Source organism: Photorhabdus kleinii, from assembly GCF_025384885.1.
Classification (GTDB): Bacteria; Pseudomonadota; Gammaproteobacteria; order Enterobacterales; family Enterobacteriaceae; genus Photorhabdus; species Photorhabdus kayaii.
In genome coordinates this window covers 165,961-180,797 of sequence record NZ_JAJAFY010000003.1, presented here as the reverse complement: position 1 = coordinate 180,797, position 14,837 = coordinate 165,961, and the positions used below count along the sequence as shown (strand labels likewise).

The following is a 14,837-nucleotide window of genomic DNA, read 5'->3' as shown; positions in this document are numbered from 1 at the left end:
TTAAAATGTTCTATTACTGAATTATTTAACTAAAATACATTAATTATTAGCTGAAATACCGTTTCGGCATTCAAGCTGCAAACGGTATTTCTCCGAAAGGAGTCTATCTTTAACTAGTTAAATAAAAAACATTGTACAATGGTATAAAAGAGAGATGAGACAGAGTTTATTGTTATTTATTTAATATTCCTTCAATATAAAAGAAAATATGCTACTATCCTCTTATGAAAAGAAAAAATACACCGACGCCACATGATGCTATTTTTAAAAAGTTTTTAAGTCATATTGATACCGCCAGAGATTTTCTAGAGATACATTTACCTGCCACATTACGGGCAGTTTGTGATCTTGATACACTGCGACTGGAATCGGGGTCATTTATTGAGGACAATCTGCGGGTACATTATTCCGACATCCTGTATTCATTAAAAACTACGCAGGGTGAGAGTTATGTGTATTGTGTGATTGAACATCAGAGTTCCCCGGATAAGATGATGGCATTCCGGCTGATGCGTTACAGTATTTCAGCAATGCAATGGCATCTGGAGCAGGGACATGAAAAATTGCCGTTGGTTATTCCGGTGTTGTTCTATCACGGAAAAATACGGCCGTATCCGTGGAGTACCAACTGGTTCGACTGCTTCGATGCTTCGGCTATGGCAGAAGAGATCTATTCCAGCGCGTTTCCGTTGGTAGATGTGACGGTAATCCCGGATGATGAAATCCTGACGCACAAACGGGTTGCACTACTGGAAATAGTACAAAAACATATCCGGCAACGTGATATGGCGGAGTTACAGCAAGAGCTGACCATGTTGTTTGCGTATGATTATTATACATATGAGCTGCTAAAAAGCATGCTAAACTACATATTACTGGTGGGAGATACCGCCGATCCAGAAGGTTTTATCCGGCAACTGGCAGAACAGTTCCCGAAGTATGAGGAGGTACTGATGACAATAGCGCAGAAGTTGCAACATAAAGGACATCAAGAAGGGCTTAAGGAAGGATTACAGAAAGGTGAAAAAAAAGGTGAAGAGAAAGGTAAAAAACAGGCGGTTCTGGAAATCGCCTGTAGAATGATGAACAATGGTATCGATCATGAAACAATAATGAAAACTACTGGATTGAGCCAGAACGAACTTGAGCAAATACATCACTGATTCGTGCTGAGAGCTTTAATCGGTATTTAAAAATTTGTGTTAGAAGAGGGGCTTATCCGGCGAATAGCTGAACCGTCCCCTAGAAATATGAGGAGATACTGATGACATATGAAGAACTACTGATGACAATAGAACAAAAACTGGAACAGAAAGAGTTCCAACAAGAATTTCGAGATGGATTACATATAGGGAGGAAACTGGCGATTGTGACAATCGCGCATGCAATGATAGACATTGGTATTAACCTTGAAACAATAATTAAAATCGTCGTGCTGAGCCAGAATAAGCTTGAACAAATAGCCGATTGACTTATGCCGATACCTTAATCGGCATGAAAGTTCGTGTAAATAAGTGGGCAAGACTTTACATATAAGCGGTATATTATTTGGATAAGTTTGAAATCATACTTTTTCTGTCTGGTATTGAGCTTTTTAATTGAAATAGTATTTTAATAATTAAAGAATATTCCTCAAATAGAATATTCGAAACATCGTAATCCGATAAGTTTTCTTTTGGAAGCGGCAACCGGATTGGTTGCCTATACCTTTTAATCTAAAAAACAAATCTGGATTTATGCACCTATGAATTAGCCGTTCTCAGAATAGAAAATATTTCCGTTATTGGTAAATAATCGAATGCTGAAATAGGTTGAATTGAGCCATAATACGAAAATATATATCAGTAGATATCTGATATTCTCTTGGCGCTTTTAATTAATATTTCTTTGTAATTAGGTGTCTGTTGTTCCACATTGGAAAATATAGCTTGAAGCGTGGCATTAGTCATTTCTTTGCCGGCGAGTTCTGGCATGCCGCTATTGAACGGCGGTTCTGGGCTATATTGCATCGCTAGTTGGACTGCTTGTGCATATTTTTCACCTTTGATTTCAACAAGCAATGTCAAACCGAAATCAATACCTGCGGTGACTCCACCTCCAGTAACCCGATTTCTATCGATAACGACTCTTTTATTAACCGGTATTGCACCGAATTCGTTGAGATCGTCTATCATCGACCAATGAGTCGCTGCTTTATACCCTTTCAGCAAGCCTGCGGCCCCTAACAGGATCGATCCTGTACACACGCTGGTGACCCAAGATGCTTTACTTCCCACTTTATGTATCCAATCAAGCATGTCTAATTTGGCAAGCAAAGCATAAGGATTTCCTGTACCCGGAACACACAAAATATCCACTTTATCTAATTGCTCAAATGTAGTGCTCGGTGAAAATGATATATGTGCCAGCTCAGTACGCACCGGAAGTAAATCGCGCCAGACATATTCAATATTTAACCATCCTCCTACTTCAAGAACTGTCGCGGGACCAATCATATCAAGTGGCGTCATGCCTGGGAAAATGACAAAAGCGAGAGTGGGTTTTTCTCCAGACGATGCTTTCATTAACGAAGATAATGCCGCAGGATGTTCCTTAGATGTGTTTTTCATGGAGAAGTTTTCCTTATCGAGATTGAAAAGAGAACTGAAATTCATATGCCGCTATTTTTAGCGAGCGCTGAATATTTGTATTCCCGGTAGCAAATTGATGGAACAACTGTAACCGTAAACTAATTGGCGTATATGCCAATATTGCGACGATTTACGCCAAATGCCATAATTGCCTTATGGACATTAAGACTCTCTATTTTCTGATCTTCCCCAACGTAAATCTGCTGGATCTTTCAGGGCCATTGCAGGTCTTTACCACAGCTAATGAGCTAGCAGAGAAGTCTGGTCACAAACGGCCTTATGCCATAAAAGTCGTGGCTTGTGATCCCGGACAGGTAATGACGCAGGCTGGAATAACTGTGCAAGCAGAACCTTTACCTAAGTTAGATTCTCCCGCCGATACTCTGATTGTTGCAGGGGGCATTGGCGTTGAGTCAGCGGCGAATCATCCGCCATTGCGTAATTGGTTAAAGGGACATGCATCGCTGGCTAGGCGTATTGTGTCTGTATGTAGCGGGGCATTCATTCTGGCTGCTTGCGGATTGCTTGATGGCCGCAGAGTCGTTACGCACTGGAATAGCTGTGCTGAACTGGCCCGGCGTTACAGTAAGTTGCGGGTAGAATGTGATCCTATCTTTATTCAGGATGGCCCGGTGTGGACTTCTGCTGGTGTCACCGCAGGAATCGATTTGGCTCTATCATTGCTGGAGGAAGATTTCGGTCATAAACTGGCACTGGATGTTGCGCGGGATCTCGTTATGTTTCTCAAACGTCCTGGTGGACAGGAACAGTTTAGTGCTTCACTGGCATTACAAAGCAGTACGAGTAAATTTGCAGATCTGCACGCTTGGATGATTAACAATTTGGCGGGAGACCTTTCAGTGGCAGCTTTGGCCGCTCGTACCAATATGAGTGAGCGTAGCTTCGTGCGCCACTATGGCCAACATGCAGGGATTACGCCAGCCAAAGCGGTGGAGCGATTCCGCCTAGAAGCGGCGCGTCATCTTTTGGTTGAATCTACGCTATCGCTCAAGTGCATAGCCTCCCGTTGCGGTTTCGGCTGTGAAGATACTTTACGCCGCAGTTTCTTCCGGGCGTTCAGTAGTACTCCACAGGACTACCGTAAGCATTTCAAGGCAACATTTTAGCTATTTATTCCCTGCCATCTCTTTCTTCAATCGTCGCCACAACGTAGTACGGCTAATCCCCAGATATTCCGCGGTTGCATGGTGATTGCCAGAAAATCGTTTCAAGGTTTCATGAGCTGAAAGTGGTGCAACAAGTGAAGATTGTTGAGTTAAAGAGAGGAAAGACTTCATACTTTGTTCTGCCAGCTTGAGTGTAGATTGGCGCTCCGGTGAAAGCGCCAATATCAATTCTGGTGTTAAGGTATGCTCAGGATGGGCACTAAGGTATAACGTGAGTCGCTCCATAAGATTACGTAGTTCCCGGACATTACCGGGCCAATGATAGGCTTGCAATGCCTCCTGACAAGCAGCAAGCTCTTGCACTCTTGATTGTGATACCGGCAAATTTAATGCAGCAAATGCTCGTCGCAGATATTCCAGCGCCAATATACCAATATCATGACCTCTTTCCCTGAGGGCCGGAATGTTGATGCGCAATACACTTAGGCGATAGAACAGGTCTGTTCGAAAACGCCCTTCTTGAACCCAAGTATCCAAATCGCAATGTGTGGCGCAGATGATCCGAACATCAACGGCAATAGGGTGGTGTCCTCCTACTCTGACAACGGATTTTTCTTCCAGTACCCGCAATAGCCGTGTTTGAAGAGGCAGTGGCATTTCACCAATTTCATCCAAAAATAGCGTGCCTCGATGCGCAACCTCAAAAAGACCTGCACGACCTCCCCGCCGAGATCCGGTGAAAGCGCCTTCCTCATAACCAAACAATTCAGCTTCCAGTAAGGATTTAGCAATGGCGCCACAGTTAACGGCGACAAACGGCCGTTGATGTTTACCTGTAATCTGACCATACCGCAGGGCATATTCATGGTGAATGGCTTGTGCCACCAGCTCCTTCCCTGTACCACTTTCCCCCTGTATTAGCACTGTGGCAGGCGAGCGGGCGTATAGCATAATAGTGTTGCGCACATGTTCCATTACCGCTGAATCTCCCCGGATATCATTGAGAGTATGGCGGGTACGTAAACTATTCTCGGTTGGATAGGCAGAAATTGAAGCTTGGCTGAGCTTGGTCATTCTGGCAATATCCAGTGCATCATGGAATGCCTGGCGAATAGAATCAGCAGAGTAGACAAAAACACCCACCAATTCAGCTTCATAGGCGAGGTCGGTAATTAGCCCGGCACCGACAATCACTTTAATGCCAATGGCTTTTAGTGCATTGACTTGGGCTCGTGCATCTTCTTCCGTTACGTAACTGCGTTGTTCAATACGCAAGTTGAACCGTTGCTGAAATTCTTCTAGCGCAGGTAATGTATTCTGATAGGTGATAACACCAATACGGGAGCTGATTTGTCGTGCACGGGCTAGTGCCTGCATAAAATCGAAACCACTGGCCTTAGCAATGATGACTGGTACTGGCAAACGGCTTTTAAGATAGGCGCCATTAGAGCCGGCACAGAGCACGGCATCACAACATTCAGTTGTTAACCGTTGACGAATATGTTGAACCGCATTTTCAAACCCAAGTTGGATAGGCGTGATATTGGCCTGATGATCGAATTCTGGTGTGATATCACGGAAGAGATCAAAAAGACGGGAAACAGATACTGTCCAAATGACCGGTTTATCACGGTTATCACGTTCTGTTGATGGTGTTTCTGCCATGCTATTCCTCTATCTGTACTCTGTTTTCATTTTTCTTAGCTGAATTTTATTCGCTTTTCCCACCACAATAATTCAATGTTTCGTAATTGTTTCGTTTATGTTTCATGAAACGTAATTGATTCATTATGAAACAGGTGGGTTTTTCTATCAATAGTGCTTTCCGACAAGCTAATAAATATTTTTAGTGCTATTTTTCAATTAAAAAACAATATAATAATTTTTTATTGTGTTTGTTTTTTAAAACCATCAGCCATTTCTAATTTTATTGGTACGAATATTGCTAGATAACAAATGTGTTTCATTATAATAACAATGAGGTCATGTATGACGTTTTCCTCGACCGGTTTGGCATTTCGTCAGGCGATAGAGGCTGAATCTCCACTACAGGTTATTGGCGCCATTAATGCGAATCATGCGTTACTGGCAAAACGGGCTGGCTATAAAGCTATCTATCTTTCTGGTGGCGGTGTATCGGCGGGTTCGTTGGGTATGCCTGATCTGGGAATTTCAACTCTGGATGATGTGTTAATAGATATCCGTCGTATTACAGACGTATGCGATTTGCCATTGTTGGTGGATGCTGATATCGGTTTTGGTTCTTCTGCCTTTAATGTGGCTCGCACAGTGCGTTCCATGATTAAAGCGGGGGCTGCGGGATTGCACATTGAGGATCAGGTCGGTGCGAAACGCTGCGGTCATCGTCCGAATAAAGAGATTGTATCCAAAGAGGAAATGGTTGATCGCATCAAGGCCGCTGTCGATGCCCGTACTGATAAAAATTTCGTCATTATGGCTCGCACTGATGCTTTGGCTGTTGAAGGATTAGCAGCGGCGCTTGATCGGGCAAAAGCCTATATCGAAGCCGGAGCAGACATGCTGTTTCCAGAGGCGATCACTGAATTACATATGTATCAAACATTTGCGTCAACAACCGGGGTTCCAATATTAGCCAATATCACTGAATTTGGTGCGACTCCACTTTTCACGACTGAAGAGTTGAAAAGTGTGGATGTCTCTATTGCGCTTTATCCACTTTCTGCTTTCCGTGCAATGAATAAGGCAGCCGAGCAGGTTTACACAACACTCCGTCGTGAAGGGACACAGAAGAGTGTGATCAGCATGATGCAGACTCGCAACGAGTTATATGAAAGCATCAACTACTACGATTTTGAACAAAAATTAGATCTGCTTTTCTCCAAGAAAAAATCTCAATGACGGACAGCTCCACCTGATATTCGTCGTTTTATATGGCATAAAAACAGTAGAGGTGATACCCATGAGCGAACAGAACACGATGACTGAGTTAACCACTTTCAAGCCTAAAAAATCGGTAGCCCTTTCTGGCATCAGTGCGGGTAACACGGCACTTTGTACAGTTGGGAAAACCGGTAATGATCTGCACTACCGTGGTTACGATATTCTTGATCTTGCAACCCAGTGTGAATTTGAAGAAGTTGCGTACCTACTGATCCATGAAAAATTGCCTTCCCGTGCTGAACTAGCTGCCTATAAAACGAAATTAACCGCACTGCGAGGTCTGCCGGGTAGCGTAAAGGCTGCACTGGAAACATTACCCGCAGCCGCCCATCCGATGGATGTTATGCGTACCGGCGTCTCCGTTCTGGGTTGTACATTGCCTGAGAAAGATGATCACAACCTCGCGGGGGCGCGTGATATTGCTGACAGATTACTGGCCTCTCTTAGCTCCATGTTGCTCTATTGGTATCACTATAGCCACAATGGACGCCGCATTGAGGTAGAAACTGATGATGAGTCGATAGGCGGACATTTTCTGCACCTCCTGCATGGTAAAAAGCCCTGTGAATCGTGGGAAAAAGTTATGCATACCTCCCTAATCCTGTATGCCGAACATGAATTTAATGCTTCGACATTTACCAGTCGTGTTATTGCAGGAACTGGCACAGATATCTACTCCGCCATCGTTGGAGCGATTGGTGCGTTGAGAGGACCAAAACATGGTGGAGCAAACGAAGTCTCTTTTGAAATTCAACAGCGCTATGAGAATCCTGATGAGGCTGAGAGTGATATTCTGGCGCGTTTGGCGAGAAAAGAGGTCATTATCGGCTTTGGTCATCCGGTTTACACTATTTCCGATCCCCGTAACAAAGTAATTAAAGATGTGGCTCTACAACTTTCTAAAGAGGCAGGAACCACCAAAATGTTTGATATCGCGGATCGATTAGAAGCGGTGATGTGGGCCACCAAAAACATGTTCCCGAATCTTGATTGGTTCTCAGCGGTTTCCTATCACATGATGGGAGTGCCAACGGCGATGTTTACACCACTGTTTGTGATTGCCCGTACAGCGGGATGGGCTGCTCATATCATTGAACAGCGTATTGATAACAAAATTATTCGTCCTTCAGCCAACTATACCGGGCCAGAAAATCGAGTATTTACGCCAATAGGTAAACGTGGGTAACGCTATTTTTGATGCAGAGATTCCTGCATGGGTGTTTTTTTAACAAGGAATTATTATGTCTACCTCTGTTGCAAGCAATCATCCTGAATATGATCAGGTCATTGTGGATATTGTGGATTATGTTATGGAATACGCCATCACATCATCCGTTGCCTATGAAACGGCTTATTACTGCTTTCTGGATACGCTGGGTTGTGGGTTAGAGGCACTGGAATACCCGGCCTGTAAGAAATTACTAGGGCCGATTGTGCCGGGGACAGTGGTGCCCAATGGCGTGCGGGTACCGGGAACCCAGTTTCAACTCGATCCCGTACAGGCGGCATTTAACATTGGTACGATGATCCGGTGGTTAGATTTCAATGACACATGGCTTGCTGCTGAATGGGGGCATCCATCCGATAACCTCGGTGGCATCTTGGCAGTGGCTGACTGGCTATCAAGAAATGCCGTTGCTGGTGGGAAAAAGCCGCTCACGATCAAAGATGTTTTGACGGGTATGGTTAAAGCACATGAAATACAGGGATGTCTTGCACTGGAGAATGCATTCAATAAAGTCGGTTTAGATCACGTCGTGCTGGTAAAAGTGGCTTCGACCGCTGTTGTTGCTGAAATGTTGGGGTTGAATCGAGAAGAGATCCTGAGTGCGGTATCATTGGCTTGGGTTGATGGTCAATCGCTGCGAACTTACCGCCATGCTCCCAATACCGGCTCACGTAAATCTTGGGCTGCCGGTGATGCAACATCCCGCGCGGTTCGCTTGGCCCTGATGGCGCAAAAGGGTGAAATGGGATATCCCTCGGTATTAACCGCAAAGACGTGGGGATTCTATGATGTCTTGTTCAATGGTCAGCCTTTCAAATTCCAGCGTGCCTATGGCTCTTATGTGATGGAAAACGTGCTGTTCAAAATCGCTTTCCCGGCAGAATTTCATGCGCAAACTGCGGTGGAAGCGGCAGTGAGCCTGCATCAACAACTGAAAGACTCCGGTAAGACTATCAATGACATTACAAAAATCACTATTCGTACCCATGAAGCTTGTATACGGATTATCTATAAGCAAGGCCCGTTAAACAATCCCGCGGACAGAGACCACTGTATTCAGTACATGATTGCGATTCCTTTGATCTTTGGTCGTCTTACTGCGGCGGATTATGAAGATAGCGTTGCGGCAGATCCTCGCATTGATGCACTGCGGGAAAAAGTAGTGTGTGTTGAAGATCTTGATTTTACCCATGATTATCATGATCCGGAAAAACGCTCTATTGCTAACGCATTAACTGTTACGTTTACAGATGGCAGCCAGCTCGATGAAGTTAAAGTTGAATTCCCCATCGGCCATGCTCGTCGCCGTAAGGAAGGCATTCCGTTATTGCTGAAAAAATTTAGAACCAACCTGGCACGTCAGTTCCCTGAAACGCAACAGAGGAGAATCCTGTCTGTTTCCCTTGACCGTTCGTTGCTAGAAAACATGCCGGTAAACGAATACCTCGACTTATACGTTATCTGAATTTCCAATACTATCGGCGGCCGCTCTCCCAAAGTGCCGCTCTATCATCTACGGCAGCACATAGGAGAGATTATGTCATTCAACGCTTTTTATCAGCAGTCCATTGATGATCCCAACGCTTTCTGGGCTGAGCAGGCGCAACGTATTTTCTGGCAACATCCTTTTGAGCAAGTGCTGGACTATAGCAATCCTCCTTTTGCTGGTTGGTTTTGCGGGGGAAAAACCAACCTATGCTACAACGCGTTGGATCGCTGGCTGGAAAGCCAGCCTGATGCTAAGGCGCTCATCACCATCTCAACAGAAACTCATAGTGAGAAAGTATTTACTTTCAGGGAATTACATCAGGAAGTGAATCGAGCGGCTGCCATGATGCTCTCTCTGGGCGTTAAAAAAGGCGACAGAGTTTTGGTTTATATGCCGATGATTGCTGAAGCGTTGTTTGTTTTGCTCGCTTGTGCCCGTATTGGTGCCGTTCACTCTGTTGTCTTTGGTGGTTTTGCTTCTCAGAGCCTTGCCACACGGTTGGATAATGCTGAACCGGTGTTGGTGGTATCTGCTGATGGGGGATCGCGTGGTGGCAAAGTCATTCCTTACAAGCCATTGTTGGATGAAGCTATCGAACTGGCGAACCACAAACCCCGTCATGTGTTGATGGTTAACCGCGGGCTGGCGGAAATGGTTTGGATGCCGGGCAGAGATGTTGATTTCGCTACATTGCGGCAAGAACACTTTGATGCTGATGTGCCAGTGACCTGGCTTGAATCAAATGAAACCTCCTGTGTGCTCTATACTTCCGGTACAACGGGCACCCCAAAGGGCGTGCAGCGTGATGTTGGCGGTTATGCCGTTGCCTTGGCAACATCTATGGATATCATTTTTGGTGGTAAAGCGGGAGAGGTATTTTTTAGCACCTCAGATATTGGTTGGATCGTCGGGCATTCTTATATTGTTTATGCTCCTTTAATTGCAGGAATGGCGACGATTATGTATGAGGGGCTGCCGATACGGCCAGATGCGGGCATTTGGTGGAAAATAGTGGAGAAATATCAAGTAACACGGATGTTTTCTGCACCTACAGCTATACGTGTACTGAAAAAATATCCAATTGAATGTATTGGTAAATACGATATTTCATCACTTAAAACATTGTATTTGGCGGGAGAACCGCTAGATGAGCATACTGCCCGCTGGATTTCTGAGGCTATCAACGTCCCTGTTATTGATAATTACTGGCAGACTGAAACAGGTTGGCCGATTATGGCTATCGCTCGTGCCTTGGATGACAGGCCGAGTCGATTTGGCAGTCCAGGCTTTCCGATGTATGGCTTTCATGTCAAGCTCATTAATGAACTGACTGGCAAAGCGTGTGGTGATAACGAAAAAGGTATGCTCGTTATTGAAGGACCTTTACCTCCGGGTTGTATTCAAACTATCTATGGTGATGATACACGTTTTATCAATACCTATTGGCGATACTTTGAGCATGCTGTTTATTCCACATTCGATTGGGGTATCCGTGATAGCGACGGCTATTATTTTATTTTGGGGCGTTCGGATGATGTGATTAATGTTGCTGGGCACCGTCTGGGAACGCGGGAGATAGAAGAGTGTATTGCCAGCCATGAAGATGTTGCCGAAGTAGCTGTGATTGGCATTAAGGATGCTATCAAAGGGCAAGTCGCGGTAGCCTTTGCTGTTCTCAAAGATGGAAAGGAGATCCAGAATGCCGAGCATTTTGCTATTTTGGAAAAGGTTTTGATGGATTTGGTAAATAAACAAATTGGTAGCGTAGGCCGCCCGGCACGAGTCTATTTTGTCTCTCAGCTTCCCAAAACACGTTCAGGAAAAATGTTGCGTCGAACCATGCAGGCAATCTGTGAAGGGCGTGAACCCGGTGATCTTGCCCTAATTGAAAATCCTACTGCACTGGATGTCATTCGAGAAGCTGTTTCAGTAAATAGCTTGTCATGATATTGCGGCACTTTTATTTTTCCTTGTTGATTTTCTAAAGAGGAAAGTGGCATTTGAATATCTGATGATTTCGTTTGTTGAGCACAACTATAACTCTTGTAATTAACTCCGAGGGTTTCTTTCTAATATATTCGTTTTTTTTTGATTAGTGTTTGGCTTTTATTAGTGTTTTGTTTGTGTTAATGTTCAGCCTATGTTAATGTTCCCTTTGTACTTTAAATATAAAAAATTATTTCAAGATGTGTTTTACTTTTGCCTTCGCATAAGTTGGCTGGCTATTATTTTCCAACATATATCGAAGTAGAGAATTAAGTAGCACGAAGCTAATTGGCTATAATTTGAATGGGGTTATAACCGCGGTAGATTTAAAAATGGCATTATGGAATAAAAAAGATATTAGAAATATGCGGAGTTCTATGTTTGCAAAACCATTATGTGAATACAAGTCTATCCATACCTATTATAAAAGGCAACAATTATAGATAGCAATTACAGGAAATAATTACAGGCAACAATTACAGATAGCAGAGATGGCTATTTTTTAGAAAAATAGATTAGGGAATAAAATAGTGATATGATGAAATGCGCTTCAAACCTGTATTTATCGGTAGAGGATTTAGGGCTGTATGTATGGTCGAAAAATAGGAAAATACCCGATTACTTTGATAGGTTTTAAGCTAAAGATTATAATGAGAAAGTTACAACAGAAATAACTTTTTTAGTTATTATTTTATGATTGTCTCAATATAAACAGATTACTCCGACTTAAATCAATTTGGCTTTTATCTGAATTACTGTGGAGTTATTATGGAAATAGAAGAAATATTTAATAATTATGAGTCTAAAGCTCGTTCATATTGCCGTAGATTTCCCGTAGTATTTAGAAGTGGTATAGGTTCTACCTTAATCGATATAGATGGTAACAGTTACATTGATTTTTTATGTGGCGCTGGCGCACTGAACTATGGACATAATAATACAATCATAAAACAACAAATTTTTAAGTATATTCAAGATGATGGTATTATTATGGGGCTTGATTTGTACTCGGAAGCAAAAATGGAGTTTATATCGACATTTGTTGATAAAATTTTGCAACCAAGACAGCTTGAATATCGTTTACAATTTACCAGCCCTACGGGTACGAGCGTCATTGAATCTGCGGTAAAATTAGCAAGAAAGTATACAAAAAGAGAAAATATTGTTTGTTTTACCAACGCCTTTCACGGTATGACAGGGGTGTCGCTCAGTTTAACAGGTAGTCAACATCATCGCCAACCTGGGTTATATTCTCAGATTACGCGCTTACCATTTGATGGTTATATCGATGGAGAATTTAATTATATAGGATATTTTAGAAAGCTACTTACCGATTCTAGTTCAGGGGTTGATCTTCCCGCAGCGGTAATTCTTGAGACTGTACAAGGAGAAGGCGGATTAAATGTTGCTTCTGTTGAATGGTTGAGAGCGTTGAGAGAATTGACCGAAGAGTTCAACATTCTACTAATCGTTGATGACATTCAATCTGGCTGTGGTCGTACCGGAACATTCTTTAGTTTTGAGCGCGCAAATATTAAACCTGATCTCGTTTGTCTTTCTAAATCTATTGGCGGTATTGGGCTGCCTATGTCTTTACTGCTTATTTCTCCCGATATCGATGTGTGGAAACCGGCAGAAGACAACGGCACATTTCGAGGTAATAACTTAGCATTTGTTGCTTCAAAAGCGATGTTAAATGAATATTGGGGCGACAGTTCTTTTCAGAAAATAATTCAGTATAAGGCTGAATTAATTCGAACGCACTTGAACGCTTTAGCTAAAGAGTATCATGAACTTGTACTGCGAGTTAAAGGGATTGGATTCATGCAAGGTATAGAAATGATTGATTCCTCATTAACACAGTATTTGGTGAAGCATTGTTTTGAAAATGGTTTGATTGTGGAGTTGTGCGGCCCCAATGATGAAGTGTTGAAATTGATGCCTGCTTTGACTATTGATGAAGAGACACTTGTAAAAGGATTGAAGATTATAGAACAGGCTCTCGCCAGTTTAAAAGCGAGGAACAGTGATAACGTCGAAAGTAAAGTTCAAAGGTTACCGGTTAGCAGCAATTATTAGCTAGGAGTGTAGAATTATGAGCCGTGTAGTAGAACTTACTAAGTTTAATCAGCTTGAATTTCATCAGACACTTGCTCGGGGATACGTAATTGTTTACCGAGGATTATTGCAAGACTGGCTTGCGATAAGACAATGGGATGCTAAATACTTTCAAGATAAATGTCCTCAAATTGACGTTGTGATCAAATTTTTTGATGCAAATGGCGTGCGTTCTGAGCAAACCAAAATGTATCGTTATTTAGAAATTCTGAATGCATATAAAAAAGGGGAGATGGGTAACGATATTCCCTATTGTCATGACATTCCTATCTTTTTACAAGCTCAGCAGTTACTTGATGATGTTGGTGATTTTCCTCTAACTATTTTGCCAGAGCTTTATCGCAATGAATGGTGGAAATTTGTTCAATTTTTTATGTCTCCAGCCGGCGCTATAACGCCACTGCATTTTGATACATTAAGAACGAACAATCTATTTTTTCAGATAAAGGGAAGTAAAAGATTCTCTTTTATTCCTTGGGAAGAAAGAGATGCCTGTTCTCGTCGAGGGTGGCGCTGGTTTGAGTATAATCCTGAAATTCAGCATGTGGGTGAGATAAACAAATCCACGATTGAGGTGCATCAAGGCGATATATTAATCATGCCAGCGGGTATGCTTCATCATGTAAGAACGTTGACTGATAGCATTTCTTTTAATATCGATTTTCATACTCGATCTTCGGCCCTTGTCAGTTTTAAGAGCATTAAAGAAAAAATGCCGAGTGAAAATTTGTATTACAATTGGCTAAGTTTATGTGGACTTTTGGGATTAATGAAGCGCGAAAATTTTTTCGAGAAGTACCGTCCGTATCTTAATTATATTTCTTAGAAAGCGAGTAGGTTAATTATGAAAGTATCTTTGATTGATGTCGATAAAGACAACTATGAGGATGTAATGTCTCTTGAAGTTGAACCTGGACAGGAAGTTTTCGTCGCACCAAATTCAGAGTCAATTGTCGAATCACATTTTAATGAATATTGCAGAGCAAGAGTGATCTGCTACGACGAGGAGGTGGTGGGTTTTGCAATGTATGAACGCTGCGTTAATGAAGGCAAACCCAACGAATATAATCTGTATCGAATGATGATTGATAAGTCTTACCAAAACCAAGGTATTGGCGGAGCGGCGATGCAGTTATTACTGGATGAAATGAAACAGCAGCCTGATTGTCACAGGATTACTGTCTGTTATGACGAAACTAGCGAACGCCATAAATCATTTTATCAACGTTTTGGTTTTGTGGAAGTGGGCTATTATGATGAATATGAGGAAATGCTGGCTGAAATTATTGTTAGGAGATGACTTTAATGAGCTTGTAAATAATAAAAACTAAAAATAA

The 14,837-nt window shown here is 42.6% G+C and carries 12 protein-coding genes and 1 pseudogene; 11 read left to right on the top strand and 2 right to left on the bottom strand.

Annotated features, from left to right (window positions below):
• Window positions 1-224 precede the first annotated feature (224 nt).
• From LG003_RS03770 to LG003_RS23605, 3 genes and pseudogenes are all read left to right on the top strand, one after another.
• Window positions 225-1,163, top strand: a complete 939-nt coding sequence (locus LG003_RS03770; protein WP_262980185.1) for an Rpn family recombination-promoting nuclease/putative transposase — start codon at window positions 225-227, stop codon at window positions 1,161-1,163.
• Window positions 1,164-1,264: 101 nt separating this feature from the next.
• Complete coding sequence (locus LG003_RS03765; RefSeq protein WP_262980184.1) at window positions 1,265-1,471, top strand: hypothetical protein; 207 nt, start codon at window positions 1,265-1,267, stop codon at window positions 1,469-1,471.
• Window positions 1,472-1,618: 147 nt separating this feature from the next.
• Window positions 1,619-1,714: pseudogene (locus LG003_RS23605) on the top strand (IS982 family transposase); the annotation flags it as partial.
• A 127-nt stretch (window positions 1,715-1,841) separates the two neighbouring features.
• Here LG003_RS23605 and LG003_RS03760 read toward each other — a convergent pair.
• A complete protein-coding gene (locus tag LG003_RS03760; RefSeq protein WP_262980183.1) occupies window positions 1,842-2,609 on the bottom strand; it encodes a DJ-1/PfpI family protein in 768 nt (255 codons plus the stop codon).
• Between the two features lie 176 nt (window positions 2,610-2,785).
• Here LG003_RS03760 and LG003_RS03755 point away from each other — a divergent pair, with 176 nt between their 5' ends.
• Entirely contained in the window at window positions 2,786-3,757 is a 972-nt protein-coding gene (locus LG003_RS03755; RefSeq protein ID WP_112876708.1) for a GlxA family transcriptional regulator, read from the top strand.
• On the opposite strand, the gene prpR is transcribed toward LG003_RS03755, so the two are convergent.
• A complete protein-coding gene (prpR, locus tag LG003_RS03750) occupies window positions 3,758-5,422 on the bottom strand; it encodes a propionate catabolism operon regulatory protein PrpR (RefSeq protein ID WP_262980182.1) in 1,665 nt (554 codons plus the stop codon). It abuts the gene before it with no gap.
• 324 nt (window positions 5,423-5,746) lie between these two features.
• On the opposite strand from prpR, the gene prpB reads away from it, so the two are divergent.
• The 7 genes from prpB (at window position 5,747) to LG003_RS03715 (ending at window position 14,800) form a co-directional block, all read left to right on the top strand.
• On the top strand, window positions 5,747-6,637 hold the full coding sequence (prpB, locus tag LG003_RS03745; protein ID WP_112876706.1) for a methylisocitrate lyase: 891 nt from the start codon (window positions 5,747-5,749) through the stop codon (window positions 6,635-6,637).
• A gap of 61 nt (window positions 6,638-6,698) precedes the next feature.
• A complete protein-coding gene (prpC, locus tag LG003_RS03740) occupies window positions 6,699-7,865 on the top strand; it encodes a bifunctional 2-methylcitrate synthase/citrate synthase (protein ID WP_262980181.1) in 1,167 nt (388 codons plus the stop codon).
• 55 nt (window positions 7,866-7,920) lie between these two features.
• A complete protein-coding gene (locus LG003_RS03735; RefSeq protein WP_262980180.1) occupies window positions 7,921-9,372 on the top strand; it encodes a bifunctional 2-methylcitrate dehydratase/aconitate hydratase in 1,452 nt (483 codons plus the stop codon).
• A 72-nt stretch (window positions 9,373-9,444) separates the two neighbouring features.
• On the top strand, window positions 9,445-11,343 hold the full coding sequence (locus LG003_RS03730; RefSeq protein ID WP_262980179.1) for a propionate--CoA ligase: 1,899 nt from the start codon (window positions 9,445-9,447) through the stop codon (window positions 11,341-11,343).
• 807 nt (window positions 11,344-12,150) lie between these two features.
• Window positions 12,151-13,461, top strand: a complete 1,311-nt coding sequence (ectB, locus tag LG003_RS03725; protein WP_192880989.1) for a diaminobutyrate--2-oxoglutarate transaminase — start codon at window positions 12,151-12,153, stop codon at window positions 13,459-13,461.
• 16 nt (window positions 13,462-13,477) lie between these two features.
• A complete protein-coding gene (locus LG003_RS03720; RefSeq protein WP_262980178.1) occupies window positions 13,478-14,326 on the top strand; it encodes a cupin-like domain-containing protein in 849 nt (282 codons plus the stop codon).
• An 18-nt stretch (window positions 14,327-14,344) separates the two neighbouring features.
• Window positions 14,345-14,800: a GNAT family N-acetyltransferase gene (locus LG003_RS03715; protein WP_112876702.1), complete on the top strand. Its 456-nt coding sequence runs from the start codon at window positions 14,345-14,347 to the stop codon at window positions 14,798-14,800.
• Window positions 14,801-14,837: the final 37 nt, after the last annotated feature.

Excerpts from the sequence above, each read along its gene's own strand:
- prpB (WP_112876706.1), top strand. The coding sequence starts at position 5,747 with ATGACGTTTTCCTCGACCGGTTTGGCATTTCGTCAGGCGATAGAGGCT.
- LG003_RS03735 (WP_262980180.1), top strand. The coding sequence starts at position 7,921 with ATGTCTACCTCTGTTGCAAGCAATCATCCTGAATATGATCAGGTCATT.
- LG003_RS03730 (WP_262980179.1), top strand. The coding sequence starts at position 9,445 with ATGTCATTCAACGCTTTTTATCAGCAGTCCATTGATGATCCCAACGCT.
- prpC (WP_262980181.1), top strand. The coding sequence starts at position 6,699 with ATGAGCGAACAGAACACGATGACTGAGTTAACCACTTTCAAGCCTAAA.
- LG003_RS03755 (WP_112876708.1), top strand. The coding sequence starts at position 2,786 with ATGGACATTAAGACTCTCTATTTTCTGATCTTCCCCAACGTAAATCTG.
- prpR (WP_262980182.1), bottom strand. The coding sequence starts at position 5,422 with ATGGCAGAAACACCATCAACAGAACGTGATAACCGTGATAAACCGGTC.
- LG003_RS03765 (WP_262980184.1), top strand. The coding sequence starts at position 1,265 with ATGACATATGAAGAACTACTGATGACAATAGAACAAAAACTGGAACAG.
- LG003_RS03715 (WP_112876702.1), top strand. The coding sequence starts at position 14,345 with ATGAAAGTATCTTTGATTGATGTCGATAAAGACAACTATGAGGATGTA.
- LG003_RS03770 (WP_262980185.1), top strand. The coding sequence starts at position 225 with ATGAAAAGAAAAAATACACCGACGCCACATGATGCTATTTTTAAAAAG.
- ectB (WP_192880989.1), top strand. The coding sequence starts at position 12,151 with ATGGAAATAGAAGAAATATTTAATAATTATGAGTCTAAAGCTCGTTCA.
- LG003_RS03760 (WP_262980183.1), bottom strand. The coding sequence starts at position 2,609 with ATGAAAAACACATCTAAGGAACATCCTGCGGCATTATCTTCGTTAATG.
- LG003_RS03720 (WP_262980178.1), top strand. The coding sequence starts at position 13,478 with ATGAGCCGTGTAGTAGAACTTACTAAGTTTAATCAGCTTGAATTTCAT.